General features: G+C 62.1%; 24 protein-coding genes. 17 read left to right on the top strand and 7 right to left on the bottom strand.

The features are described 5' to 3' along the window. Positions 1-26 precede the first annotated feature (26 nt). Complete coding sequence (locus tag E5K00_RS22520; RefSeq protein WP_135465555.1) at positions 27-458, bottom strand: BLUF domain-containing protein; 432 nt, start codon at positions 456-458, stop codon at positions 27-29. A gap of 446 nt (positions 459-904) precedes the next feature. On the opposite strand from E5K00_RS22520, the gene E5K00_RS22515 reads away from it, so the two are divergent. The 3 genes from E5K00_RS22515 to E5K00_RS22505 all read left to right on the top strand — a co-directional run bounded on the left by E5K00_RS22515 (position 905) and on the right by E5K00_RS22505 (position 3,145). Next, positions 905-1,591, top strand: a complete 687-nt coding sequence (locus E5K00_RS22515; protein WP_135465554.1) for a T9SS type A sorting domain-containing protein — start codon at positions 905-907, stop codon at positions 1,589-1,591. Positions 1,592-1,658: 67 nt separating this feature from the next. Then, positions 1,659-2,105 carry a hypothetical protein gene (locus tag E5K00_RS22510; RefSeq protein ID WP_135465553.1) on the top strand — a complete coding sequence of 149 codons (447 nt, stop codon included), beginning with the start codon at positions 1,659-1,661 and terminating at the stop codon, positions 2,103-2,105. A 425-nt stretch (positions 2,106-2,530) separates the two neighbouring features. Further along, positions 2,531-3,145, top strand: coding sequence for a Crp/Fnr family transcriptional regulator (locus E5K00_RS22505; protein ID WP_135465552.1), 615 nt, complete (start codon positions 2,531-2,533; stop codon positions 3,143-3,145). A 35-nt stretch (positions 3,146-3,180) separates the two neighbouring features. Here the strand turns inward: E5K00_RS22505 and E5K00_RS22930 are convergent, their stop codons facing one another. After that, entirely contained in the window at positions 3,181-3,351 is a 171-nt protein-coding gene (locus E5K00_RS22930; RefSeq protein ID WP_167857004.1) for a hypothetical protein, read from the bottom strand. A 260-nt stretch (positions 3,352-3,611) separates the two neighbouring features. Between E5K00_RS22930 and E5K00_RS22500 the strand changes: the two genes are divergently transcribed. The 8 genes from E5K00_RS22500 (at position 3,612) to E5K00_RS22465 (ending at position 11,581) form a co-directional block, all read left to right on the top strand. Next, the gene (locus E5K00_RS22500; RefSeq protein WP_135465551.1) at positions 3,612-4,520 is read left to right on the top strand and encodes a DUF6089 family protein; all 909 of its coding nucleotides are present in this window, start codon (positions 3,612-3,614) and stop codon (positions 4,518-4,520) included. A gap of 67 nt (positions 4,521-4,587) precedes the next feature. Beyond that, positions 4,588-6,003 (top strand): SBBP repeat-containing protein, encoded by a 1,416-nt coding sequence (locus tag E5K00_RS22495; RefSeq protein ID WP_167857003.1) that lies wholly within the window; start codon positions 4,588-4,590, stop codon positions 6,001-6,003. 110 nt (positions 6,004-6,113) lie between these two features. After that, positions 6,114-6,569, top strand: coding sequence for an SRPBCC family protein (locus tag E5K00_RS22490; RefSeq protein ID WP_135465549.1), 456 nt, complete (start codon positions 6,114-6,116; stop codon positions 6,567-6,569). 87 nt (positions 6,570-6,656) lie between these two features. After that, positions 6,657-7,190 carry a hypothetical protein gene (locus tag E5K00_RS22485; protein WP_135465548.1) on the top strand — a complete coding sequence of 178 codons (534 nt, stop codon included), beginning with the start codon at positions 6,657-6,659 and terminating at the stop codon, positions 7,188-7,190. Positions 7,191-7,335: 145 nt separating this feature from the next. Then, on the top strand, positions 7,336-8,523 hold the full coding sequence (locus tag E5K00_RS22480) for a class I SAM-dependent rRNA methyltransferase (RefSeq protein ID WP_135465547.1): 1,188 nt from the start codon (positions 7,336-7,338) through the stop codon (positions 8,521-8,523). A 143-nt stretch (positions 8,524-8,666) separates the two neighbouring features. Then, positions 8,667-10,163: a 1-hydroxycarotenoid 3,4-desaturase CrtD gene (gene crtD, locus E5K00_RS22475; RefSeq protein WP_135465546.1), complete on the top strand. Its 1,497-nt coding sequence runs from the start codon at positions 8,667-8,669 to the stop codon at positions 10,161-10,163. 77 nt (positions 10,164-10,240) lie between these two features. Then, on the top strand, positions 10,241-10,933 hold the full coding sequence (locus E5K00_RS22470; RefSeq protein WP_135465545.1) for a carotenoid biosynthesis protein: 693 nt from the start codon (positions 10,241-10,243) through the stop codon (positions 10,931-10,933). Between the two features lie 33 nt (positions 10,934-10,966). Next, positions 10,967-11,581, top strand: coding sequence for a TetR/AcrR family transcriptional regulator (locus tag E5K00_RS22465; protein ID WP_135465544.1), 615 nt, complete (start codon positions 10,967-10,969; stop codon positions 11,579-11,581). An 82-nt stretch (positions 11,582-11,663) separates the two neighbouring features. Here the strand turns inward: E5K00_RS22465 and E5K00_RS22460 are convergent, their stop codons facing one another. The 3 genes from E5K00_RS22460 to E5K00_RS22450 form a co-directional block, all read right to left on the bottom strand. Next, positions 11,664-11,906, bottom strand: coding sequence for a DUF6952 family protein (locus E5K00_RS22460; RefSeq protein ID WP_135465543.1), 243 nt, complete (start codon positions 11,904-11,906; stop codon positions 11,664-11,666). Between the two features lie 14 nt (positions 11,907-11,920). Then, entirely contained in the window at positions 11,921-12,238 is a 318-nt protein-coding gene (locus tag E5K00_RS22455; protein WP_135465542.1) for a thioredoxin family protein, read from the bottom strand. Positions 12,239-12,362: 124 nt separating this feature from the next. Then, entirely contained in the window at positions 12,363-13,877 is a 1,515-nt protein-coding gene (locus E5K00_RS22450; RefSeq protein ID WP_135465541.1) for a T9SS type A sorting domain-containing protein, read from the bottom strand. 271 nt (positions 13,878-14,148) lie between these two features. On the opposite strand from E5K00_RS22450, the gene E5K00_RS22445 reads away from it, so the two are divergent. Next, complete coding sequence (locus E5K00_RS22445; RefSeq protein ID WP_245328401.1) at positions 14,149-14,847, top strand: arylesterase; 699 nt, start codon at positions 14,149-14,151, stop codon at positions 14,845-14,847. Between the two features lie 80 nt (positions 14,848-14,927). Here the strand turns inward: E5K00_RS22445 and glgP are convergent, their stop codons facing one another. Continuing rightward, positions 14,928-16,577 (bottom strand): alpha-glucan family phosphorylase, encoded by a 1,650-nt coding sequence (gene glgP, locus E5K00_RS22440; protein ID WP_135465540.1) that lies wholly within the window; start codon positions 16,575-16,577, stop codon positions 14,928-14,930. Between the two features lie 398 nt (positions 16,578-16,975). Here glgP and E5K00_RS22435 point away from each other — a divergent pair, with 398 nt between their 5' ends. The 5 genes from E5K00_RS22435 (at position 16,976) to E5K00_RS22415 (ending at position 23,635) form a co-directional block, all read left to right on the top strand. After that, a complete protein-coding gene (locus tag E5K00_RS22435; RefSeq protein WP_135465539.1) occupies positions 16,976-18,874 on the top strand; it encodes a glycoside hydrolase family 13 protein in 1,899 nt (632 codons plus the stop codon). Between the two features lie 63 nt (positions 18,875-18,937). Continuing rightward, complete coding sequence (locus E5K00_RS22430; protein WP_135465538.1) at positions 18,938-19,315, top strand: GxxExxY protein; 378 nt, start codon at positions 18,938-18,940, stop codon at positions 19,313-19,315. Positions 19,316-19,372: 57 nt separating this feature from the next. Next, the gene (locus E5K00_RS22425) at positions 19,373-20,080 is read left to right on the top strand and encodes an SDR family oxidoreductase (protein WP_135465537.1); all 708 of its coding nucleotides are present in this window, start codon (positions 19,373-19,375) and stop codon (positions 20,078-20,080) included. Positions 20,081-20,230: 150 nt separating this feature from the next. Continuing rightward, positions 20,231-22,078, top strand: a complete 1,848-nt coding sequence (locus E5K00_RS22420) for an alpha-amylase family glycosyl hydrolase (protein WP_135465536.1) — start codon at positions 20,231-20,233, stop codon at positions 22,076-22,078. Positions 22,079-22,219: 141 nt separating this feature from the next. Next, the gene (locus E5K00_RS22415; protein ID WP_245328400.1) at positions 22,220-23,635 is read left to right on the top strand and encodes an MFS transporter; all 1,416 of its coding nucleotides are present in this window, start codon (positions 22,220-22,222) and stop codon (positions 23,633-23,635) included. A gap of 66 nt (positions 23,636-23,701) precedes the next feature. On the opposite strand, the gene E5K00_RS22410 is transcribed toward E5K00_RS22415, so the two are convergent. Then, positions 23,702-24,109 (bottom strand): hypothetical protein, encoded by a 408-nt coding sequence (locus E5K00_RS22410; RefSeq protein WP_135465535.1) that lies wholly within the window; start codon positions 24,107-24,109, stop codon positions 23,702-23,704. Positions 24,110-24,247: the final 138 nt, after the last annotated feature.

Genomic DNA, 24,247 nt, shown 5'->3' with positions numbered 1-24,247 from the left:
GGGCTATGTTGGCTGCCGGACCGGGGCTACAGTGGGCGCAGCTGCTCGCTCACCAGTTGCATAATAAACTGCTGCCTGGTAGCAGGATGCTCCGCAAAGCCCGCCAGCCAGCCCGAGCCCGGGGCGGCCAGCTCGGCGTGGCTACTTTGGCTGAACCCCATGGACCAGTCCGGAAACATCCGCTGGGTCAGGCTTTCCTGGGTAAGCAGGGTTACCTCGGTATGCCGGTTGTCACGGCGGATGCGCTCAAACAAGGCCAGCACGGTAGCCTCGTCGCCCTCCAGCACCTGCACGAAGCGGTTTTCGCTGTAGAGCAGCACGCCCGTAATGGCATGCTGGCGGTTGTAGGTCCGGGACTGCACCAGCAAAGCCAGCAAGCCCTCCTCATCCAATTCCGGCGTTGCCCGGCTCTGGTAGCAGAGGTGAAAGAGGTTCAGGCTGAGCGTAACAAAAGACATACAACAGGAAATTAACCAGGCGTCTGCACAAGGCGACGAGTAATTTACTAACTACTATCCTATTTACAGTGGTAAGTATGCAATATAGCTTGCTACTGCTGAAAGCCCGAGCCGCCGCCGCGGCGTTTCCTTTCGGCCCGGCCCCCGCACGAAGTATTTCAGCAGGGGGCAAAATATTAATTTAGTTCAACTTTAAGCCCTGCTCAAACTCCGAGCTTTGCGCCTAGTAAGTCTGACTAAAGCGCTTCAATACCACGCCTTTAGTTTCTTACAGATGGGCAGCTGTCGGCCAAAACAGACCGGCGGCAGGGTGCGGAACCGGTTTTTATACTGTTCCGGACTATCCCATCGAGTATTGAATTATTCCCATTTTCCGGGTAACCGTTCCACCGTCCGGCTGGGCTGTTGCCGGGGCCGTCGGGCCTCCATCCCTATACCCCATTTGCATGATAACACCTTTCCTCTCTGTTTCTACCCTTCGGCCCCTGCGGTTGGGGCTCACGCTTCTGGGCGGCATCAGCCTAGCGGGCCACGCACGGCCGGCGGCAGCGCAAGCCCCAACCGACGAAGCGGGCCAGGTATCGGGCATCACGTTTACCAAGTTCAAGTCAACTGTCCAGGCGGGGGCGGTGCAGCTCAGCTGGAGTACGGCCCAGGAATATCAGGCCACGCATTTCGAGGTCCTGTTCAGTTCGACGGGCGCCAGCTTCGCCGTCATCGGGCAGGTAGCGGCCACGGGCAACTCCATACCCACTACCTATACCTTCCGCGACCCGAAATACCCGGCTTATTGCGGTACCGTGTACTACAAGGTCCGGCTGGTGCTGGACAACGGCGCCACCGCCGATACTCCCGTGAGGGCTGTGGTCAGCGCGCCCACCTCGTTGCTACAGCTGCAAGCCAGCCCCAACCCCTTCGGCCAGCAGCTCCGGGTGCAGATCAGCGCCCGGCAGGCCGGAGCCGCAGCCTTGTCGCTCACAGATACCCGGGGCAAGGTAGCCTGGATGCAGCCCTTGCAACTGACGGCCGGCCTCTCCACGGTAGAGGCGGCTCCGCTGGTTCCGCCCGGCGTCTACTGGCTGCGCCTGCAGCAGGCAACGCAGGTGCAGGTAGTGCGCCTGATCTGCCAATAGGGGCGGCCTGCCGCCCGCCCCGCGGCGGTTTGCCGCCAGCTCTTCTTTTGTCTTTTTCCTATTGTCCATGTCCCGGCCTATCATCCGCGTCTCCGAATCTGCTCTGCTTCGGGTGCCAATCAACCACGTTTTCCCTCGCCTCCTGAGCCCGGCAACCCAGGCCAAGTGGGATTTCTGCTATTCCGGTGGGCTGCTGATCAGCCAGCCGAAAGGCCAGCTGCTGTACGAAAAGGTCCGGCAGGCTCCGGACCTTACCAGCGGCTCCTGCCTGCGTATTTTCCGGGTGCTCTACCTCGGGCGGGTGCAGCAGAAGTACTCCCTTGCCGCTCACTACGGCATGACTATTTTTACCCAGACCCTGTACATCGAGTTCCGGGGCCTGAGTGCCCTGTTCAGTCGCTTTATCGAAACCCGGGTGCGCCAGCGGCTTTACCAGAATATAGCTACGCTGAAGTGTGACCTGGAGGACGCGGCAGTGCTGCCCCAGGATTTTATCCAGAGCCAAGCGGCCTGAAGCAAGCGTTGAGCTTGCCCACTACTTTCCCATTTTGGGAATTTCTGTTTTTTCTTTCCATCCAGTGCATTTTCATTTTTTATTCATACTCCTCTTTGGCCTTCTTATCAACAGCCACTTACATCATCTATTGCGCAATAAACGACACCTTTTTCGCGGTTTCCCAATTTGAAAAGTACAATATTTACTTTGTTCCCGGGGTGAACAACCGATACTTTTGCTTTGCTTTTACCCGGGGCCTCCCGATAAAACCTGCCCAATCGAGCCTGATTTGATGGGGGTATTTACTGGCCGTAGTGGGTTCCACTCGCGGCTTTTCCGCTCTTCCGCTCCATTTCCTACCCACCCGGTTTTTTCCCAGGTGGCCGCCTTATGCATCACCCATTCGTTAGTAGCCCCTTTTTTTCCTTCGACCTTTTATACTCATGTTTAACCAGTTTTTCGAGACTATTAAGCGCTTCGTTCCCCTTAGCACCGATGACCAGGCGGCCATTACGGCAGCGTTCCGGGTTTGTCAGCTGCGCAAGAAGGAGACGCTGCTACTTCAGGGTAGCATGTGCATGTCAGCTAGTTACATTGTTAAAGGGCTGCTGCGGGTGTACCACGCCGACCCCCAGGACAACCAGTTCGTGCTGAAATTTGCCACCGAGAACGAGTGGGCTGTCGATTTGGGCAGCTTCTTCAACCAGCAGGCCGCCATCGTGACCATTGAGGCGGTAGAAGCGACCAAAGTGCTGTATACCGACCACCGCAGCCTGCTAGCCCTGTTTGGGCAGGTCCCGGCCTTCGAGCGCTACGTCCGGCTGATTCAGCAGCAGGCCCTGGTAGACATGCAGCAGCGCCTGCTGTCGGTGATGCGGCAAACGGCCGACCAGCGCTACCTGCAATTTATCATGACCTATCCGGCGCTGGTGCAGCGGCTGCCGCAAAAGCAGATTGCCTCCTACCTGGGCATTTCACCGGAGTTTCTGAGCAAGCTGCGCGGGCAGATGAGCCGCGGCGCTACGCGGCACGCCATGCCCTTCCTGGCCCAGGCCTGACTCCAGCCTGTCTGTTCTTCAACGGCCCGGCGCCGCTACTCAAAACCGTTTGGCTGCTCAGCCGAACGGTTTTGTTGCATTAGCCCCCCGGCCAGGCGGAAGCTTAGGGTGCGGGTTGCCGGGCGGGCGCGGCGCGGGGGCCGAGTAGCGGCGCCGGCCAGCAACAGCAGCAGCAAAACGATGGTACGCAGGAGGGTAGTGGTCATGGAGCAGGCAGCAACGGGCTTAATTGCGGCTGCAAGTACCACGGCTATTTTCCTAATTTTAATAACTCACCTTAATAATTAACCAGCCCTAAAACGATACACTGCAATTACTTCGCAGGCCCGTCGATTTATTAATCTAGTTCAACCAGAACTGAGTCTGCACGCCGGAACTTTGCCTCGTTAATATTCTACTTGTCAGCCACTTATTTACCGGCAAGCAGAATGATAGCGAGGCTGTTTTTTCTTCCGAGTGCAATTACATGAAATTAACGACTACCTTTTTTCTACTGCCGGCAGTGGCTGCAACCCTGCTTGGCACCGCGGCCCGGGCGCAGTCTTTTACGACCAAAAACCGCTATACCACGGTCGACGTTAGCCTGAATGCCATGAACTACTTCGGCGACGTGGTGCCCAAGGTGACGATGTCCAGCCTGCGCGCGGGTGCTTCGCGGCCCAACGTGGGCATCAGCCTCACCCGCCGCCTGACGACCCGTTTCTCGGCCCGGGTGGCCGTGGCGTACGGACGCATTTCGGGAGAAGACTCCAAGGCCGCCGACCCGCGGGACGACAATGCCCGGTTTCGCTACCACCGCAACATGAACTTCCGCAACGACATTGTGGAAGTATCGGCCGTGGGCCGCCTCGACCTGTTCCGGAACCACTACAGCTACCTGCGGCGGCCAAACCTGATGCCGTACGTGTTCGGCGGCATTGCCCTGTTTCACCACAATCCGAAGGGCTACGTGCAGGGCGGCACCATTCCCAAGTCGTTGGCGGAGGGCAGCTACGTTGCCCTGCAGCCTTTGCGCACGGAAGGCCAGGACCAGTCGTACAACCGGACGCAGCTGGCTATTCCGTTCGGCTTCGGCGTGCGCTACCGCCTGAGCAACAACCTGGACCTGGGCCTGGAAATCGGCTGGCGCAAAACCTTTACCGACTACCTCGACGACGTGAGCGGCAACTACACCGACGTGGCCAACCTGACCAGCGACGCGGCCCGCTACTTCGGCCACGACGTCACGCGCACCGAAAACCCCGACGCATTCGTCAACTTCAATGCGCCCGGCAGCATGCGCGGCCGCAGCACCATGCAGGACTGGTACATCGTCACCGGTCTCTCCGTCAACTACATCCTGGTCAAGAAGCAGAACGGCGGCAAATTCCGCTAGTGGCGGCTTCCACCCGGCACCGCCCGTGCCGATTCCTTGCCTACCACCTTCCCACTACTCGCGACTCATGCTTACTTCTACCTTTTGCCGGGCGGTGGCCGCCTCCGGCACCGCGGCCCGCTTGCGGCCGGCCCTGATCGGACTGCTATTGGGCGCGGGGCCCGCCGCGCAGGCGCAGCAGCCCGCCTGGACCTGGCGGCTACACACGGCCGAGAGCAGCCCAGCCAGCGTGCAGCAGGTAGCCCAAGATGCGGCGGGCAACAGCTACGTAACCGGCTGGTTTACCCGCCAGCTCCAGCTGGGCAGCCACACCCTGCAAAGCGCGGGCGGCACCGACATCTTTATTGCTAAAATCTCGGCGGACGGCCAGTGGCAATGGGCCGTAGCCGCCGGCGGCACCAGTTCCGATGCGGGCCAAGGCATCGCCGTGGCCGCCGATGGCAGCATTACCGTGGCCGGCTCCTTTGCCGCAACGGCGCAGTTCGGCCCCCTGACCGCGCAGAGCAACGGGGGCGACGACGTCTTTGTGGGCGTGCTCTCGGCCAGCGGCGAGTGGCGCACCCTGACGACGGCCGGCGGCCCCGAGCAGGACCAGGCTACGGCCCTGGCCCTGGATGCCCGGCAGCAGGCCGTGGTGGCCGGCCGCTTTCGGGGCAGCGCGGCTTTTGGGGCCACCACCCTCAGCAGCCAGGCCGATTCCGAAGCCTTTCTGGCGAAGCTGAGTCCGCAGGGTGGCTGGCAGTGGGCCCGGCAGTCGGTGGGTCAGGAGCAGACCGTCATCAGCAGCCTGGGCCTCGACGCAGCCGGCAGCGTGTATGCCGCCGGCTACTTTGCCGGTACCACCCGGTTCGGCCATGCGGCCCTGACGACCAGCGGCACCCACGATGCCTTCGTAGCCAAGGCCAGCGGTGACGGCCGCTGGCAGTGGGCTACGGCCGCGGGCGGCCCCAGCACCGACTACGCCCAGGCCATTGCCGTGAGCCCGCAGGGCAACGTCTTCGTGACGGGCTCCTTTTCCGGGCAGGCTTCCTTCGGGAGCCTACAGCTGAGCAGCCGCGGCGGCGACGATGCCTACGTAGCCCGCCTCAGCGCCCAAGGCGGCTGGCAATGGGTACAGACGCTGCAAGGCCCGGCGCTGGAGGAAGGCCGGGCCATCTGCATCGGCCCCGGCGAAAGCCTCTACGTGGCCGGCCGGTTCAGCGCCGCCGCCCGCTACGGCCCGACGGGCGCGCCGGCCTGCCAGGCGGGCACCGACGGCTTCGTGGCCCGGCTGACCAGCGAGGGCCAGTGGCTGGATTTCCTCGGTACGGGCGGCCCCGGGGCTGATGCGGTCCGGTCGCTTACCCTGGGCTTGCGCGGGCAGGTGCTGGTCGGGGGAGTAGCGGAAACGGCGGCAGAGGCCACTGCCGGGGGCGCTACCCGCCTCCGCCTCTTCGCGGGCAGCATCATCTTCCCCGTGCGCATTACTGCCGATACGTATTAGGTCAGGACCGACTTTGCTTTGCCGCGTGAGGGTCGGGGCAAAACAACTGGCTGGCGAAGCCCGTTTCTTCCGGAAACGGGCTTCTTTGCTTTCCTCTCAAACCGCTGCTCATGCACCTCACCCTTCGCACGCCCGTCGCGCAGCCGCCGGCCCAGGTCATGGCCGGCTTCACCCGGGAGCTGTTTCTGGCCCTGGCCCCACCATTTCCCAGCTTCCGCCTCCACCGCTTCGACGGCTGCCGCACCGGCGACCAGGTGGAAATTGAGTTAATAACCGGCCCTGTGCACCAGCACTGGACCAGCCTGATTACCGGCCACGGCCAGCTTCCCGACGGCACTCACTACTTCATCGACGAAGGCCAGCGCCTGCCCGCGCCCCTGCGCTACTGGCGGCACCGCCACCTCGTCGAGCCGGGCCCCCAGGGCGGCAGCGTCATCGTCGATGCCATTGAGTACCGGACGGTTTCCCCGCTGCTCGACGCGCTGCTGTACCCGGCCCTGTGGGCGCAGTTTGCCTACCGCAAGCCTATTTACCGGCGAGTGTTCGGAGCCATCAGTTCCCGCTGACCCGGGCGGCGGGCGGCGGGGCGGCGGCCGTTGCCGTATACAACTTGCCAAGTCCGCTTTTCCTGCTGCTCCCTTCCGTCTTTGCTTATGCCTCTTCCCGCTACTCCTGCCCGCCCCGCGCGGTTTGTTCCCTTGCTAGTCGTTGGGCTGCTACTGCTGCTCAGTGGCTGCGGTACCAGCCGCTCCGCGTTTCAGTTTCGGCCGCCGGCCGTGGCGCGGGCAGTAGCGCCGCCAGTTGCCGCCCCCGCGCCGGTAGTACCCCCGGTGGCCGCAGTGGCCCCCGTCCCGGTAGTGGCCCCGGTAGTCAGGCGCTCTGCCGAAGCCCGGCCACCGACCAGTCATGTAGCCCGGCGGCCCCGCCCGACGCCCCTGGTGACGGCGCGCTACGCGGTTACCCGACCGGCCTTGCGGGCGGCCGTGAAGCAGCTGACCACGGCTCCGCAACACCACACCGAGGCGGCCGAAGCCGGATTGGGTACGACGGTGCTGGGCGTGCTGGGCCTCGTTGTGCTGCCCGTTTCGCTGCTGGGCCTGCTGATCTGGGGCGGCCCGGTGTGGGCGGTGCTGGCCGGGCTAGCCGCCGTTGCCATTTTGGTTGCCTACCTCGACCCGTTTCAATAACGGCAATCCGGCGGAAGCGGGGCCCCGCTTTCGCTGAGCGACGCGGGTGGGGAAAACCGGTGCCGGCCACAAAATCCGGCCAATCCGGCCAATCCGAAAAATCCGGGAGTTACCTTTGCAGTCCGCTTTTACTTTTCCTCTGCTTATGCCCGCCATTGTCACCCTCAAACCTGGTAAAGACCAATCCTTGCGCCGCCGCCACCCCTGGGTGTTTTCGGGCGCTATCGGCCGTATGCAGGGCGAGGTGCTGGAAGGCGAGGTAGTAACGGTGCAGGCCGCCAACGGCGAAGTGCTGGGCGTGGGCCACTACGCCCCCGGCTCCATTGCCGTGCGCATGCTCGACTTCGGCACCGAGGCCCAGCAGCCCGACGCGGCGTTCTGGGAAGGCCGCATCCGCAACGCCTACGAGCTGCGCAAAGGCTTGCAGCTCACGGGCCAGGGCAACACCAACGTGTACCGCCTTACCCACGCCGAAGGGGACGGGCTGCCCGGCCTCATCATCGACGTGTACGGCGACGTGGCCGTGGTGCAGGCCCACAGCGCGGGCATGTACAAGGCCCGCCCGCTGATTGCCGCCGCCTTGCAGGCCGTTATTCCGGGCTTGCGGGCCATCTACGACAAGAGCGCCGAAACCGTGCCCGCCAAGGCCGCACCCGGAGCCCAAAACGGCTACCTGTTCGGGGAAAGCAACGGGCAGGAGCACATCGTGCACGAAAACGGCCACCCCTTCGCCGTCGACTGGGAAACGGGCCAGAAAACCGGCTTCTTCATCGACCAGCGCGACAACCGCAGCCTGCTGGCCCGCTACGCCCCCGGCCGCCGCGTGCTGAACACGTTCTGCTACACCGGCGGCTTCAGCTCCTACGCCCTGCAGGCCGGCGCCGAGCTGGTGCACTCCGTGGATAGCTCCAAGCGCGCCATTGAGCTAACGGAGCGCAACGCGGCCCTCATCGGCCTCGAAAGCCGGCACGAAGCCTACGCCCAGGACGTGTTCAGCTTCCTCAAGGACCGCCACAATCAGTATGACCTCATCGTGCTCGACCCGCCGGCCTTTGCCAAGCACCTCTCGGCCCGCCACAACGCCCTGATGGGCTACAAGCGCCTGAACGTGGCCGGCATCAAGCAAATTGCCCCCGGCGGCCTGCTCTTCACGTTCAGCTGCTCCCAGGTGGTGTCGGCCGAGCTGTTTGAGGGCGCCGTGCTGGCTGCGGCCATCGAAGCCGGCCGCCCGGCCCGCATCCTGCACCGCCTCACCCAGCCCGCCGACCACCCCGTGAGTTTGTTTCACCCCGAAGGCGAATACCTGAAGGGCCTGGTGCTGGCCGTGGAGTAAACAGCTTTGCGCGGCAGCTGTTAAGACGAGGCGAAGACGACAATCCGCGTCTTGTAGTATCTGGAGGACGATTGGAGTTGGCTTAGGGCACCGTATCAGCCTTACCCAAACAACCTGGTTCTTCGCACTGGTTTTAGCCCGACATGCCCCGAAAAAAGTCTGTAGCATCTTCTGTCAAGCAGCCGGCCGCCATTATCGGGGCCGGTATTGCCGGCATTGCCACCGCCGTGCGGCTGGCGCTGAAAGGTCACGCCGTCACGGTATTCGAGGCCCAGGACACGTTTGGGGGTAAGATGCACCAGTTTGAGCTGGCCGGCGGCTACCGGTTCGATGCCGGCCCCTCGCTGTTTACGCTGCCGGCTTTGGTGGATGAGCTGTTCCGGCTGGCGGGCCGCAACCCCCAGGACCACTTCCGCTACCAGCGCCTCGACCCCATCACCCAGTACTTCTTCGCCGACGGCACCCGCCTGACGGCCTGGGCCGACGAAGAGAAGTTTGCCCACGAAATAGAAGCCAAGCTGGGCGTGCCGGCCGCCGCCGTCACCGGCTTCCTGAAGCGCAGCGGCGCGGCCTACCAAGCCACCGAAAGCACGTTTCTGCATAAGTCGCTGCACAAGGCCGGCACCTACCTGAGCAAGGACGTGCTGGGGGCCCTGGCCGCCCTGCCCAGCCTGGGCCTCACCGGCACCATGCACCAGCGCCACGCCAAGGCATTTGCGGACCCGCGCCTGGTGCAGCTCTTCGACCGGTTTGCGACCTACAACGGCTCGGACCCCTACCAGGCCCCGGCCACGCTCAGCCTGATTCCGCACCTGGAGCACGGCATCGGCGCGTTTTACCCCGAGGGCGGCATCTACAGCATCGCGCGCAGCCTGGTCGGGCTGGCCGAGGAGCTGGGCGTGGAGTTTCGCTACAACGAGCCGGTGGAGGAAATCCTGACGGCGGCCGGGCAGGTAACGGGCGTGCGTACCGCGCAGGACATCTACGACGTCGGCCTGGTGGTCAGCAACATGGACGTGGTGCCCACTTACCGCCGCCTGCTGCCCACCCAGCCCGCCCCCGAGCGGACTCTGGCCCAGCCCCGCTCGTCGTCGGCCCTGATTTTCTACTGGGGCCTGGCCCACGAGTTTCCGGAGCTGGGCCTGCACAACATCTTCTTTTCCCAGGACTACCGCCGGGAGTTCAAGGCCATTTTCGAGGAGAAAACCGTGACCGACGACCCGACGGTGTACGTCAACATCACCTCCAAGCACACGCCCACCGATGCCCCGCCGGGCCACGAAAACTGGTTTGTGATGGTGAACGTGCCCCACAACCAGGGCCAGGACTGGGACGCGCTGATCCAAAAGACGCGCCGGGCCGTACTGGACAAGGTGAGCCGGGCCCTGGGCGTGGCCATCGAGCCGCTGCTGCGGGCCGAGCAGGTCTGGGACCCGCGGGGCATCGAGCAGCGCACCTCCTCGTTTGGCGGGGCCCTCTACGGCAGCTCCTCCAACAATCCGCTGGCGGCCTTTCTGCGGCACCCCAACTTTTCGGGGAAGCTGCACGGGCTGTACTTTTGCGGGGGCAGCGTGCATCCCGGCGGCGGCATCCCGCTGTGCCTGCTTTCAGCCAAGATTGTGGCTGGTTTAATTGATTAGTAATGAGCAATCAGCAATTAGGCATTAAGCGGCGGCCCGTCCTTAATTCTTGATTCCTGATTATTAATTCTTCCTGAGTGTCTGCTTCCGAATCGACCCAACATCTGCCCCCCGCTCCCCCGCTAATACCCGACACCCAGCAGCGGCGCCTGCGCGTGGCCCAGGGCGTGCTGCTGCTGTTCCACGTGACGGGCTTTCTGGGGCTGGCTTTTTCCAAAGACCCGGACTTCTACCTGCAGTTTGTGCCCCTGAACCTGCTGCTGACGGCCGTGCTGCTGTTCTCGTTTCAGCGCGACCGGAACATGGCCTTCTGGGCCTTTTGCCTGACGACGGCCGCCGTGGGCTTCTTCGTGGAAGTAGTAGGCATCCAGACCGGCAAGATCTTCGGGCAGTATGCCTACGGGGCCACCCTGGGCTTCAAGTGGCTGGGCGTGCCCCTGATTATTGGCCTGAACTGGCTGATGCTGACCTACTCCACCGGTATTCTGGCCCGCTACCTGCCCATTAACGGCTTTCTGCGGGCCGTGGTGGCCGCCCTGCTGCTGGTCGGCATGGATATCTGCCTGGAGCCCGTGGCCGTGCGCTACGACTTCTGGACCTGGGCCTTCGACGTTATTCCGCTCCAGAACTTCAAGGGCTGGTTTGCGGTGGCCCTGATTCTGCAGGTGTATTTCAACCGCACCGACTTCGAAAAGCGCAACCCGCTGGTGCCCTTCGTGTACTTGCTGCAGCTGCTGTTTTTCTTCGGGCTGGGCTGGTTTATTCGCTAACTTGAACCAGTTCTTCCCCGTGTCCGGCCCGCTATGAATCCAACTCTACGCACTACTTTACTCGAAGAGGCTCATCAATTATTTCAAAGCCAGGGCATTACCAACCTGCCCCTGGAACAGATCATGAGTCACCTGGACGTGTCGCCGACGACCTTCCGGGAGATGTTCCACGACAAGAACGACCTGGTGCTGCAAGTCACCCGGCACGATATTGAGCGGCAGAAGCGCGAGCACCAGGAGCTGTTTCAGCAAACCACCAACGCCGTGGGCCGCCTGCTGGGGCTGCTGGAAATGGGCATCCGGGACCTGCGCCGGGTCAAGTCGCCCGACTACTTCGCCGACCTGATCCGGGACTTTCCCCAGGCCTGGGAGCTGGGCCAGCAGCACCTGGCCGAATACTCCTACCCCCAGATTCATAACCTGCTCAACGAGGGCATTTTGCAGAAGACCCTGCGCGGCGACATCAACATTGCCCTGGTCAGCAAAATCATCATCGAGCAGCTCTACATGGTGCTCAACGAGCAGATTTTCCCACCCAGCCGCTACGACATGGCCGAGGTGTTCCGCAGCGTGTACCTCTACTACATGCGCGGCCTGTGCACCGACGACGGCCTGAAAGCCGCTTCGGCCTACTTTGCCCGCATGTAGCCGCTGCGGCAGCACCCAACAAACAGAGAGAGGCGCCCCTACGGGGCGCCTCTCTCTGTTTACTATATTACCAGACAGCTGGTTAGCTGATGGATACGCGCACCTTGTTGGTGTACTCGCGCAGGGCGTTCTTGAACTCCGAGCCGTGGTCCTTCATGTGGTTCAGAATGAAAATGGCGGCAAACACGTGGGTCAGCTGCTCACCTTCGTCTTCACCTTCCACTTCGAAGGCCGGGGCGCGCTCATCGAGCAGGGCTTCTTCGGCGGCCACCAGGCTTTCCAGCGTCTGCGACTCTACCAGCCGCTTGATTACGGGGATTTTCATGTGCTCAGCCGGCCTTAGTTCAAACGATTAATCAGGTCGGCTACGGCTTCTTCCTTGCTGGCCGAAACGGTATCGACCAGCTCGCCATCCTTGAAAATGGCGAAGAAGGGCAGGGTCGTCACGTTGGCCAGCTTGCGGGCCGCCGGGCTGGTTTCGGCATTCACGTCCAGAAACTTGATGTTCTGGTTCTGCTCGGCCTGGGCCAGGCGCTTATACTTGGGCGAGAACAGGCGGCAGTTGCCACACCAGTCGGCGTAGTACTTCACTACTACTTTCTCGTGCGTGTCAAGAAATTCTTGGAAATCGGAGTCAGTTGCTTTCGTGACGGGCATTATAAGGAGGCGTTTGGATAAACATGAAGCAGCCAGATAAGAACCATTCTTATCTGGCTGCAAATCTAAAGCGCTTTTCGGGCAAAAAGGTTTAATCCGCCATTAATTTCCTGCCGCGGCCCGCTTATTCGCGCACCAGGCGGGTACGCAGTACTTGCCCGTCGATGACGGTCGTGAGTAGGTACACGCCCACCGGCTGGGCCGCCGTGAAGGTAGCGGGCAGCTTGTTCTCGCCGGCTTGCAGCGCCACCGGCTGCTGGCTCACCAGGCGGCCCAGCGCATCGTGTACTGACAGCTGCACGGTCTGGGCCGTGGCGGCCGTCAGGTAGATGGTGTAGGCGCGCTGCGCGGGGTTGGGCGCGGCGGCCAGGCTGCTGAAGCCCGGCCGGGCAAACGCCACGGTGCGCACCGGCGAATAGCTGTCCGTGCCGTTGGTGTCGTGCTGGCGCAGGCGGTAGTACTGGAGCTGGCCGCGCTTGGCCGCGCCGGCATCCGTGAAGCGGTACTGCTGGGGGGCGGTAGTCGTGCCTTTGCCGGCCACGAAGCCCACGCGCTGGAAGGTCTGGCCATCCAGGCTCACTTCCACGAAAAAGCCTTCGTTGTGCAGCTCCGAGGCCGTCGACCAGCTGAGCAAGGCATCCGTATCCTGGGCCCGGGCCGCAAACTCGCGCAGCTCCACCGGCAGCGGGTTGTTCTGGTCGGCGGCCGTGAAGATGCCATAGGTGTTCTGCTGGTCCGAAGTCAGCGTGTTGTTGGGCACGCTCACGCTGCCCTGCGAGCCTTCCCAGTTCGAGCCGTTCCAGCGTTGCAGGCGCAGGCGGGCTTCCGTAATGGTGTTCGGAGCCGTGTTGAACTCGGAGGTCAGGTAGCCAAACGTCAGGGTAGAAGTGGGCGCCAGCGTGTAGTTGGTGGGCTGCACAATCCAGTACCGGTCCAGGGTATAGGCCGAGTTGCCCCGGATGGACGTCACGCCGGAGGGCAGGGGCAGGTTGTCGGGGCCAGTGCCGTAGGTGGCAAATGACAGGCTGCCCGCGCTGTTGCCGCCGACCGTGATGGTGGCCGTCATGGGCACGCTGGTGGCACTGCTGGCCAGCGGCACGGTATACGTGCCCGTGTTGGAGCCAATGAGCCAGTTGAGACGCCCGTAGCCGGCCGCCGGGCTGCTCTCGCTCACCAAGGCGCCCGTGGTACGGCTGATGGCCGAGGTGGCGCCGTTGTTCAGGTTCAGCACGTGGGTATTGAGCTGCAGCTGGTTGGTGCCCAGCACGAGCAGGCCGTTGCTGTTGCCCACCGCAATATCCGCCATGAGCTGGGCTGCGGCGCTGGCGCCGCTCACGTCCAGGGTGTGGAAAGTAGTGGTGCCGCTGCCCCCGATCTGCTGGGTGGCAGTGCCCAGCAGCTGCACCGTGCCGGTGGCCGGACTAAGTACGCCCCCGGTTGTGTTGTTGGTCCAGTTGCCGGTCAGGCTCAGCGTGCCCGCGTTGTCGATAGTGCCGCCGCTGTTCACCACAACGTCGCCGATAACCGACAGCTGGCCGCCGGACTGAATGCTGATAACGGCACCTTGGTTGGAAAGGCCCTGGCCCACGGCCGGCACGGCGGCCAACAACATTCCACAGAAGGGTAAAGCGTGTTTCATAGCGGGGTAGGCAGCGAAGTAAGAAGGAGCGGAACCGGGCTGGTGGCCAGCGTTGCCGCCACCGGCAATCCGCAGGTAATCCCGCTTCCGACTCCGAGGAGGGAGACGGGCACCGGCGGGCTTCTTGGTCTTCAAATTTACGAAGAAGCCAAGCACATATTAAAATACTAATAAACCGGCGGGCAGATAAGGTGGGCCAACGACAACTTAAGGGTCGTAAACAACGGTATAGAAGCTGTCAAACCCAATTCTATTTCGTTGGTTACTGCCTATGCGCTACTCCTGCCTCCTGAGTCTGGGCCTGCTGCTGGCGGCCTGCAACCCCGCCGATTCTACTCCCGCTGCGCACTCCCCGGCAGTGGTGCCTCGTCCTCCTATGCAAAACATCCTCTTCTTCGGTAATAGCCTTACCGCTGGCTACCAGCTGCGCGCCAGCGAAGCCTTCCCGTCCCTGCTCCAGCAGCGCCTCGACTCGCTCCAGCTGCCCTACAAAGCCCTCAACTACGGGGTGAGCGGCGAAACCACGGCCGGCGGCCGGCAGCGCATTGCCAGCGTGCTGGCCCGGCAGCCGGTCGATGTATTCGTGCTGGAGCTGGGCGCCAACGACGGCCTGCGCGGTATTCCCGTCCGCGAAACCACCCAGAACCTACAGGCCATCATCGACCAGGTGAAGCTGAAGTACCCGAAAGCGCGCATCGTGCTGGTGGGCCTGGAGTTTCCCTTCGACCTGAGCGTGCTGGGCGGCCACCAGTACGGGCGCTACGCCGCCGAGTTCAAGGCGCTGTTTCGCACCCTGGCCGACAAGAACAGCCTGGCCTTCGTGCCGTTTCTGCTGCAAGGCGTGCTGGGCCAACGCCAGCTGAACCTGCCCGACGGCGTACACCCCAACGCGGCCGGCCAGAAGATTTTGGCCAACAACGTGTGGGCCACGCTGCAAACCGTGCTGCCGGAAGCCGGCGAAGCCAAGTAAGAAGCCAAACCGCGTAAAAAAGGCCCCACCTGCTGCCAGGTGGGGCCTTTTTTGTGCGGTTTAACGGGGGCGTAGCAGGCTTACGCGGTGTACATTTTCTCGTAGTACTCGGTAGCCATGCGGTGCGACTCAAACTCGGGCTCCACCTCGCGCATGGCGGTTTTGGCCACTTCCAGGTACTTGGCCGGCTCGTCGTAGTAGAGGGGCAGAATCTCGTTTTCCAGCACGTCGAGCACGCCTTTAGCCTCTACGTCGTCTTTCACGTGCTCGGGCTCGTTGAGTTCGGCCAGGGGCAGCAGGAAGCCGTTTTCGCCGTGGCGCACGAACTCCGGAATCCAGCCGTCCGGGATGCTCAGGCTCAGGCTGGCGTTCATGGCGGCCGTCATGCCGCTGGTGCCGGAGGCTTCGCGGGGGAAGCGGGGCGTGTTCAGCCAGATGTCGGAGCCGGTTTTGAGCAGGCGGGAGAGGCCCAGCTCGTAGCCGGTCAGCACGGCGCAGTTCTTAAACTGCCGGGTGCGCTGAATGATGTCGTTGAACATGCCGATGGCGCCGTAGTCCTTGGGGTAGGGCTTGCCGGCCCAGATGACCTGCACCGGCCGGTCCTGCTTGCTGACCATTTCGGCAAACCGCTCGAAGTGGTGCAGAATCAGGTTGGCGCGCTTGTAGCCGGCAAAGCGGCGGGCCCACACCACGGTCAGCACGTCCGGGTCGAGCAGGGTGCCGGTCTGGTCGGCCACGAAGGCAAACAGCTCCTTTTTCAGCTCCCGCTTCCGGGCTTTCAGGGCCTGGTCGTCGTTGGCTTCCAAGGCCGCGTGCAGCTCGGCGTCGCGCCAGTAGGTGCCGTTCTGGGAGTTGGTAATCGGGATAATGGGGCAGATGCCTTCGTAGTGGCCCCACATTTCGTTGGCCACGATGCCGTGCACTTTCGATACGGCGTTGGCCTTGCGCGAGAAGCGCAGGGCCGTGAGCGTGTAGTTCAGCGTCTCGTTCTCCACGCGGGCCACGCGGCGGATTTCGTCGGCGGGCACGGTGCCGAAGAAGGTCATGTCGGTGAGCAGCTTCATGGGGTGCTCCTCGTTGCCGGCCAGCTCGGGCGTGTGGGTCGTGAATACCAGGCGCTTCTGGACTTCCGCCAGGCTGCGGCCGTGCTTTTCGTAGAGGTAAAACGCCAGGGGCAGGCCGTGGCCTTCGTTGAGGTGGTAGGTATCCATCGGCACGCCCAGCAAGTCGAGCAGCTTACCGCCCCCGATGCCCAGCACCATCGACTGCGCCACGCGGGCGGCCGTGTCGGCGTCGTAGAGGTAGTGGGTGATGGTGCGCGAGATGTAGTCGTTTTCGGGAATGTCGGTGGTCAGGAAGAACATCGGGGCCGTGCCGAACGTGTCGGGAGCCAGGTACATGGCCTTCACTTTCACCTCGGCCCCGTGAATGGTGATGGGGAACACCAGGCCGGTGTCTTCGAGGAAGGAGTAATGCTTCAGGCGGAAATCAGCCCGCATGGTCTGGTCTTCGTTGCGGCCCTGGTCGTAGTAGCCGTAGCTCCAGAGCATGCCGATGCCGATGAGGTTCTGCTTGAGCTCGTAGGCCGAGCGCATGTGGGAGCCGGCCAGGAAGCCCAGGCCACCCGAGTAGGTTTTCAGGGCCTGGTCGAGGGCAAACTCCATGGAGAAGTACGCGGCCTGGGTGGAAAATTCGGCGGCCGGCGCGTATGGTTGGAACTGGAAGGGCATGAGAAGATGGGAGGGAAGAAGTGAAGCGGAGAGCGGCCGGCAGGCGGCCCTCCAAGCCGCCAAGGTCAGCACAATTCCGGACTTAAAAAAAGCCCGAACGGGGTGAGCCTCAGAGCAAACGTTTGCATTCGAGCTTCTTTTTTGCCGGTGGGACCAGTAAATAGGGCTGGCTCGTCTAAATGAAATTCCGGGCCGGGCTGTTTCCGGGCTGCACCGGCGACTCAAAAACGAATAAACAACGCAACAAAAACCCGGGGACGGCCAGTAAAATCCGGGCTTTTTCCGCTTAAAACAGGCTATAAACCCAGTTTCCCGACTTTCGTACCGGTTTCATATTGCATGCCCCGGCTGCTACAGGTACCTTGCTGCCTCTCTGCCCCGCTGACCTGATTTCGTCCATGAAATTCCCAACCTTTCCGTCCCTGCTCGCCGGGGTCCTGCTGGCCGCGGCTCCCCTGGCTCCCGCCACGGCCGCCGAAGCCCCGGCAGTGGCCGTGGCGGCCCCCGCCAAAGCCGCTTCGGCCACCCGCATCGAACCGACCTTCTGGTGGGTGGGCATGAAAAACCCCAAGCTGCAGCTGCTGGTGCACAGCCCCGGCATTGCCGACAGCAAGCTGACCCTGGCCGCCTACCCCGGCGTGACGCTCGACGGCACCCAGAAGCTGGAAAGCCCGAACTACCTGCTGGTCAACCTCACGATTTCGCCCGAGGCCCGACCCGGCAAGCTGCAACTGAGCTTTGCGGGCGGCAAAACCAAGCTGAAGTACGCCTACGAACTGCGGGCCCGCAGCACCGACAAAAGCCGGGTGCAGGGCATCAACAGCTCCGACTTCATCTACTTCCTGATGCCGGACCGCTTTGCCAACGGCGACCCGAAAAACGACGTGGTGAAAGGCACCCGCGTGGGCCACATTGCCCGCGACTCGATGTACGCCCGCCACGGCGGCGACCTGAAGGGCATTGAGCAGCACTTCGACTACCTCAAGAGCCTGGGAGTCACGGCTATCTGGCCCACGCCGGTGACCACCAACGACATGCCCAAGACCAGCTACCACGGCTACGCCCTGACCGACTTCTACAGCTGCGACCCGCGCTACGGTACCACCGAGGAATACGCCCAGTTTGTGCAGAAAGCCCACCAGAACGGCCTGAAAGTCATTCACGACGTGGTGCTCAACCACATCGGCAGCTACAGCAACCTGTTTCTGGATCAGCCCGCCAAGGACTGGTTCAACCAGTGGCCGGCCTTCACGCGCAGCAACTACAACTCCCAGGCCCTGAACGACCCCTACGGCGCCCAGCGCGACCTGGACCTCTACAACAAAGGCTGGTTTGACACGTCCATGCCCGACGTGAACCAGAGCAACCCCTTGGTGGCCACCTACATCATCCAGAACTTCCTGTGGTGGGTGGAATACACCGGCCTCGACGGCTACCGCATCGACACCTACCCGTATTCGGACCCCAAGTTCCTGATGGCCTGGGGCAAGGCTCTGCTCGAGGAGTACCCGCAGCTGGGCATGTTTGGTGAGGCTTGGGTGGGCAGCACGGCCCAGCAGGCCTTCTTTGCCCGCAACATTCTGCCGCCCGTCAACGGCTTCAAGTCCAACCTGCCCGGCGTGCTCGACTTCCAGTCGAACTATGCCATTCAGGATGCGCTGAAGGAAAAGGGCAACGTGACCAAGCTCTACGACGCGCTGCAGGGCGACTGGCTCTACGAGGACGCCACCCGCAACGTGGTGTTCATGGACAACCACGACATGAGCCGGGTCTACTCGGTGATTGGGGAAAGCCTGCCCCGCCTGAAAATGGGCTTTGCCTGGCTGCTGACCACGCGCGGCATTCCGCAGATCTACTACGGCACCGAGATTCTGATGAAGAACTTCTCCGCGCCCGACGGCCTGGTGCGCGCCGACTTTCCCGGGGGCTGGAAGGAAGACAAAACCAATAAGTTCACTGCCGCCGGCCGCACGGAGCCGGAGAATGAGGCGTTCAACTACGTGAGCAAGCTGGGCACTTACCGCAAGGCCCACCCGGTGCTGCAAACCGGCAAGCTGATGCAGTTTATTCCCCAGGATGGCATCTACACCTACTTCCGCTACAACGACCAGGGCGAAACCGTGATGGTGATGCTCAACTCCAATCAGGACGAGAAAACCGTGGATGGGGGGCGCTTTGCCGAGCGGCTCAATGGGTACTCGTCGGGCACGGAAGTGGTGTCGGGCGCGGCCGTTTCCGACCTGAAGACCTTCAAGGTGCCGGGCTGGTCGGCCGTGGTGGTGGAGCTGCGGAAATAGGTATATTTCGTTCTGAGTGTTTTAGCCCGCAGAGGGCGCAGTGTTCACGCAGAGGACGCAGAGATGCACGAGAACGACATATCTTTTTTGATCCGACAGGCCGCTTTTGCGATTCACACGGCGCTGGGACCGGGCTTGCTGGAATCAGTTTACGAGACCTTGCTGAGCCACGAGTTGCGCAAAGCAGGGCTGACGGTAAGCACTCAAGTAGCCCTGCCAGTATTGTATGATGGCCTACGACTCGAAAACGGCTTCCGTATGGATTTACTCGTCGAAGACAAAGTTGTCGTTGAACTCAAATCGGTGGAAGTGCTGCTCGAAGTACACCATATGCAATTGCTCACTTACCTCAAGCTCTCCGGCCATAAACTCGGCCTGCTCATCAATTTCAACGTTCCGCTCATAAAAGCCGGCATCTTCCGTAAAGTGAACGGGTTATAAGAACACTGCGTCATCTGCGAAAACACCGCGCCCTCTGCGGGCTAAAAACATCAGAATATGAACGACCTCACCGATAAAGTCGCCATTGTCACCGGAGCCTCGCGGGGTATCGGGCGGGCCGTGTCGTTGCTGCTGGCCATGCAGGGTGCCAAAGTGGTATCCGTGGCCCGCTCCACCGACGAGCTGGACGAGCTGGCCCACAAAACCAACGGCCTGGCCATTCCGGCCGACGTAGCCGACGAGGCCGACGTGCAAAACGTCGTCGACGAAGCCATTCGCCACTACGGCCACGTGGATATCCTGGTCTGCAACGCCGGGGTGGGCTCGTTCAACCTGCTCGAAAACAACGCCGCCGACGAGTGGAACCGAATCTTCGACGTGAACGTGAAGGGCACCTTCCTGTTCTGCAAGTTTCTAGTTCCCCACTTCAAAGCCCAAAAGAGCGGCCACATCGTGGGCATCACCTCCGACGTGGCCCGGCGCACCTTCGAGCACGGCACGGTGTACGGGGCCAGCAAGTTTGCCCAGGATGCCCTGCTGGGCTCCCTGCGCAAGGAAGTGCGCCCCCACGGCATCAAGGTCAGCACCATCTACCCGGGCCTGGTCGATACCTATTTCAACGAATCCAAGCCCGGCAACCCCGACTCGGAGAAAACCCACCTCAAGCCCGCCGATGTGGCCCAGGCCGTGCGCTACGTCCTGGAAGCCCCCGCCCACGTCGTCGTCGACGAGCTCATGCTCCACCCGCTCACGCAAGAATGGTAAGGTTTTAATGTGCTAATTCTTAATGTGCTGATGTGCTAATGAGGCAAGTATGAAAAATGAACAGGGTGCCCTCCGGGTTGCCCGATTTCTTTCATTAGCACATTCACCCACATTAGCACATCAGCACATTAATCCTCTATCTTCCCCACTATGAAAAAACTGCTCCTGCCTGCCGTGGCCGCTAGTTTGGCTTTGGCTTCTTTCGCTGTTCCACTTCCGAGTTCTATTTCTGCCGTGTCTGAGTCTTTTACCGCTGCCGCCGACCCCAATACCACCGACGAAGTACCGCAGGATCATAAGCTGGTGATTTACCAGGTGATGACCCGCCTGTTTGGCAACAAAAAGGCGCTCAACAAGCCCTACGGCACCAACGAGGAGAATGGCGTGGGCAAGTTCAACGACATCAACGATGTGGCTTTGCAGGCCATCAAGAAGCTGGGCGTGAGCCACGTGTGGTACACCGGCGTACTGGAGCACGCCACGATGAGCGACTTCACCAAAACCGGCGGCCCCGGCCCCGACGATGCCGACGTGGTGAAAGGCCGGGCCGGCTCGCCCTACGCCATCAAGGACTACTACGACATTGCTCCCGACCTGGCCGTGGACGTGAAAACCCGCAAGCAGGAGTTTGAGGCCCTGGTGAAGCGCACCCACGCCAACGGCCTGAAAGTTATTATCGACTTCATTCCCAACCACGTAGCCCGCAGCTATAAGTCGAATGCCAAACCCGCGGGCGTAATTGACCTGGGCGAGAAGGACGACAAGACGGTGGCTTTTGCCCCCAACAACAACTTCTACTACCTGCCCGGCAAGAGCCTGGTGGTGCCCAAGGCCGGCAACCCGCTGGGCGCAGCCCTGGGCCCCAAGGAAGACGGCAAGTTTGTGGAAACCCCGGCCAAGGCCAGCGGCAACGACGTGTTTTCGGAAGCGCCCAAGGTAGACGACTGGTACGAAACCGTGAAGCTGAACTACGGCGTGGACTACCAGAACGGCCGCAAGACCCACTTCGAGCCCATGCCCGACACCTGGCTCAAGATGCGCGACATCCTGGTGTACTGGGCCCAGAAAGACGTGGACGGCTTCCGTTGCGACATGGTCGAGATGGTGCCCACTGAGTTTTGGGCCTGGGTGATTCCGGAGGTGAAAAAGGTGAAGCCCGACATCATCTTCATGGGCGAGGCTTACAACCCCAAGGAGTATAAGAACTACCTGGAGAAGGGCAAATTCGACTACCTCTACGACAAGGTGGGCCTCTACGACGGCCTGCGCCGCCTGATGACCGGCTCGGGCACCACCGAGGACATTACCAAGGTGTGGAGCGAGGAAAGCCGGGGCTTCGGCTCCCGCATGCTGCGCTTCCTGGAAAACCACGACGAGCAGCGCATTGCCTCCAAGGAGTTTGCCGGCGACCCGCGCACCGCAATTCCGGCCATGACGGTGTCGGCCACGCTGGGCTCGGGGCCGGTGATGGTGTACTTCGGGCAGGAAGTGGGCGAACCGGCCAACGGCTCGGAAGGCTTCAGCGGCGCCGACGGCCGCACCACCATCTTCGACTACTGGGGCGTGCCCGAGCACCAGAAGTGGATGAACGGCGGCAAGTTTGACGGCGGCAAGCTCGACGGGGTGCAAAAGCAGCTGCGCGACTTCTACTCCCGCCTGCTCAACCTGACCAGCACCAGCGACGCTATCCGCAAGGGTAAGTTCTACGAATTGCAGGACGCCAACAACCTGGGCAAAAACTACGACCAGCGCCGCGTCTACAGCTACCTGCGCTACACCGACAAGCAGAAGCTGCTCATCATCGCCAACTTCAGCAAGGACGTAACCCTGACGCCCAAAATCGACATTCCCAAGTCGGCCATGCAGGCTATGGGCCTCGACCCGACCAAGTTCTACACCTACACCGACGTGCTGAACAACGCCCCGGCCACCGAAAACCTGACCATCACCCTGACGCCCCTGAGCGCCTACGTATTCGAAATCAAGGCCAAGGAGTAGGGTTTAGTGCCTAGTGCTTAGTGCCTGGTGCTTAGGAAGTACACTCTAAGCACTAGGCACCAAGCACCAAGCACTAAGTACCAGGCACCAGGCACTAAGTTCAGGCACCAAGCACTAAAATCTCCCTAAAATTCCCCACAAATGGCATCCAGCGTAGCGGCCACCACTTCCGCCGACACCCGTACGAAACCCCGCCTGAGCTTCTGGCAAATCTGGAACATGAGCTTCGGCTTTCTGGGCATCCAGTTTGGCTTTGCGTTGCAGAACGCCAACGTAAGCCGCATCTTCGAAACCCTGGGCGGCACCGAAATTGCCCTGTACTGGCTGGCGGCCCCCCTGACCGGCATGCTGGTGCAGCCCATCATCGGGTATATGTCGGACCGCACCTGGAGCCCGACGTGGGGCCGGCGGCGCCCGTTTTTCCTGGTGGGCGCCATTCTGGCCTCGTTTGCCCTGCTGGTAATGCCCAACGTCACGGCGCTGTGGATGGCCGTGGGCATGCTCTGGATTATGGACTCCAGCATCAACATCAGCATGGAGCCGTTCCGGGCCTTGGTCGGCGACCTGCTGCCCTCGGCGCAGCGCACCACCGGCTTCGCGGCCCAGACGTTCTTTATCGGGGTGGGGGCCGTGGTGGCCTCGTCGCTGCCCTGGATGTTTACCAACTGGTTTGACGTGCCGAACACGGCCCCCGCCGGCCAGATTCCGCTGTCGGTGAAGTACGCTTTCTACATCGGCGGCATCGTGTTTTTCCTGGCCGTACTCTGGACGGTAATTCGCACCAAGGAATATCCGCCGGAAAACCTGGCCGAGTTTGAGGAGGAAAAGCGGCGCACGGCGGGTTTCTGGAACGGCATCCGGGAGTCGTTTGGCGGTATCTTCCACATGCCCGCTACCATGGCCCAGCTGGCCGTGGTGCAGTTTTTCTCCTGGCTGGCGCTGTTTTCAATGTGGATTTACACCACGCCGGCCGTGACCAGCCACATTTACCACACCACCGATACCACCTCCAAGCTCTACAACGAGGGCGCCGACTGGGTGGGCGTATGCTTTGCCGTCTACAACGGCGTTTCGGCCATTGCCGCCCTGCTGCTGCCCGTTATTGCCCGGGCTACCAGCCGCCGCGTCACGCACCTGCTCTGCCTCACCGCCGGCGGCCTGGGGCTGATTTCAATCTACTTTATCCAGAACCCCAACCTGCTGCTGCTCTCGATGGTGGGCGTGGGCGTGGCCTGGGCCTCGATTCTGAGCGTGCCCTACGCCATGCTGGCCGGGGCCCTGCCCGCCAATAAAATGGGCTACTACATGGGCGTGTTCAACTTCTTCATCGTGATTCCGCAGGTGGTGGCTGGCCTGATTCTGGGCTTTTTCACCAAGAGCGTGTTCCACGGCGAATCGGTGTACACGCTGGTGCTGGGCGGCGTGTCGATGATCATCTCCGGCCTGCTCACGCTGCGGGTCAACGACGCCGATGACATTCGCCTGCCGCAGACCGAGCCCTCGGCCCTGGCCACTCCGGCCTACGACGCGCCCGTGGAAACCGACCCGCGCCTGTAAGCCTTACGGCTGCTCCGCGCCGCAAAAGCCTCTTCCGGCAACGGGAGAGGCTTTTTTAGTGACTGATTATTCGTTGGTAGAATGTGACTGGGCCAGCCACTGGTAGGCCGACTGCTCTTCCACAAAGGTGCGGAACATCGTTTCCTGGCTCACCAGGCGGCTGTTGATGAGCTCCTGCTGGTAGGGCGTAACCAGGTAGGCAATGCGGAAGGCCACGGCGGGCAGCACCCGCTGCATTTCCTGCCGAAACGTAGTGATAATCCAGGCGAAGTCTTCGGCCTCGGCCAGCCCGCGGATGCGCAGGTCAATCAGCCAGTGGCCGGCCTGGTGCGGCTGGGCGAACCTCAGGGCCGCCTGGTAGCCCGCCCGGTGCTCAGCGGAGCTGACCAGCCGCGTCCAGCGCAGAAACAGAATGCGCAGATCAGGCCGGTACGACAGGCGCAGGTACTCAAGTTCGGCAGTGGGAATAGACACGCAACGCAAAGGAAAGGAGGGAAGCAGGCCCCGGGCGGGGGCTAATCGTGAGTAAACAACGAACGGGCCCCGGATTGTTTTACCCCGCCGCTTCCCGGCGGAGCAAGAAGCCCCGGCCGGGCAGCCATTACGGCCGGG

Origin of the sequence: Hymenobacter aquaticus, from assembly GCF_004765605.1 — a bacterium.
Taxonomy (GTDB): Bacteria; Bacteroidota; Bacteroidia; order Cytophagales; family Hymenobacteraceae; genus Hymenobacter; species Hymenobacter aquaticus.
The sequence above is the reverse complement of the archived record's forward strand: the minus strand, read 5'-3'. Positions and strand labels throughout refer to the sequence as shown.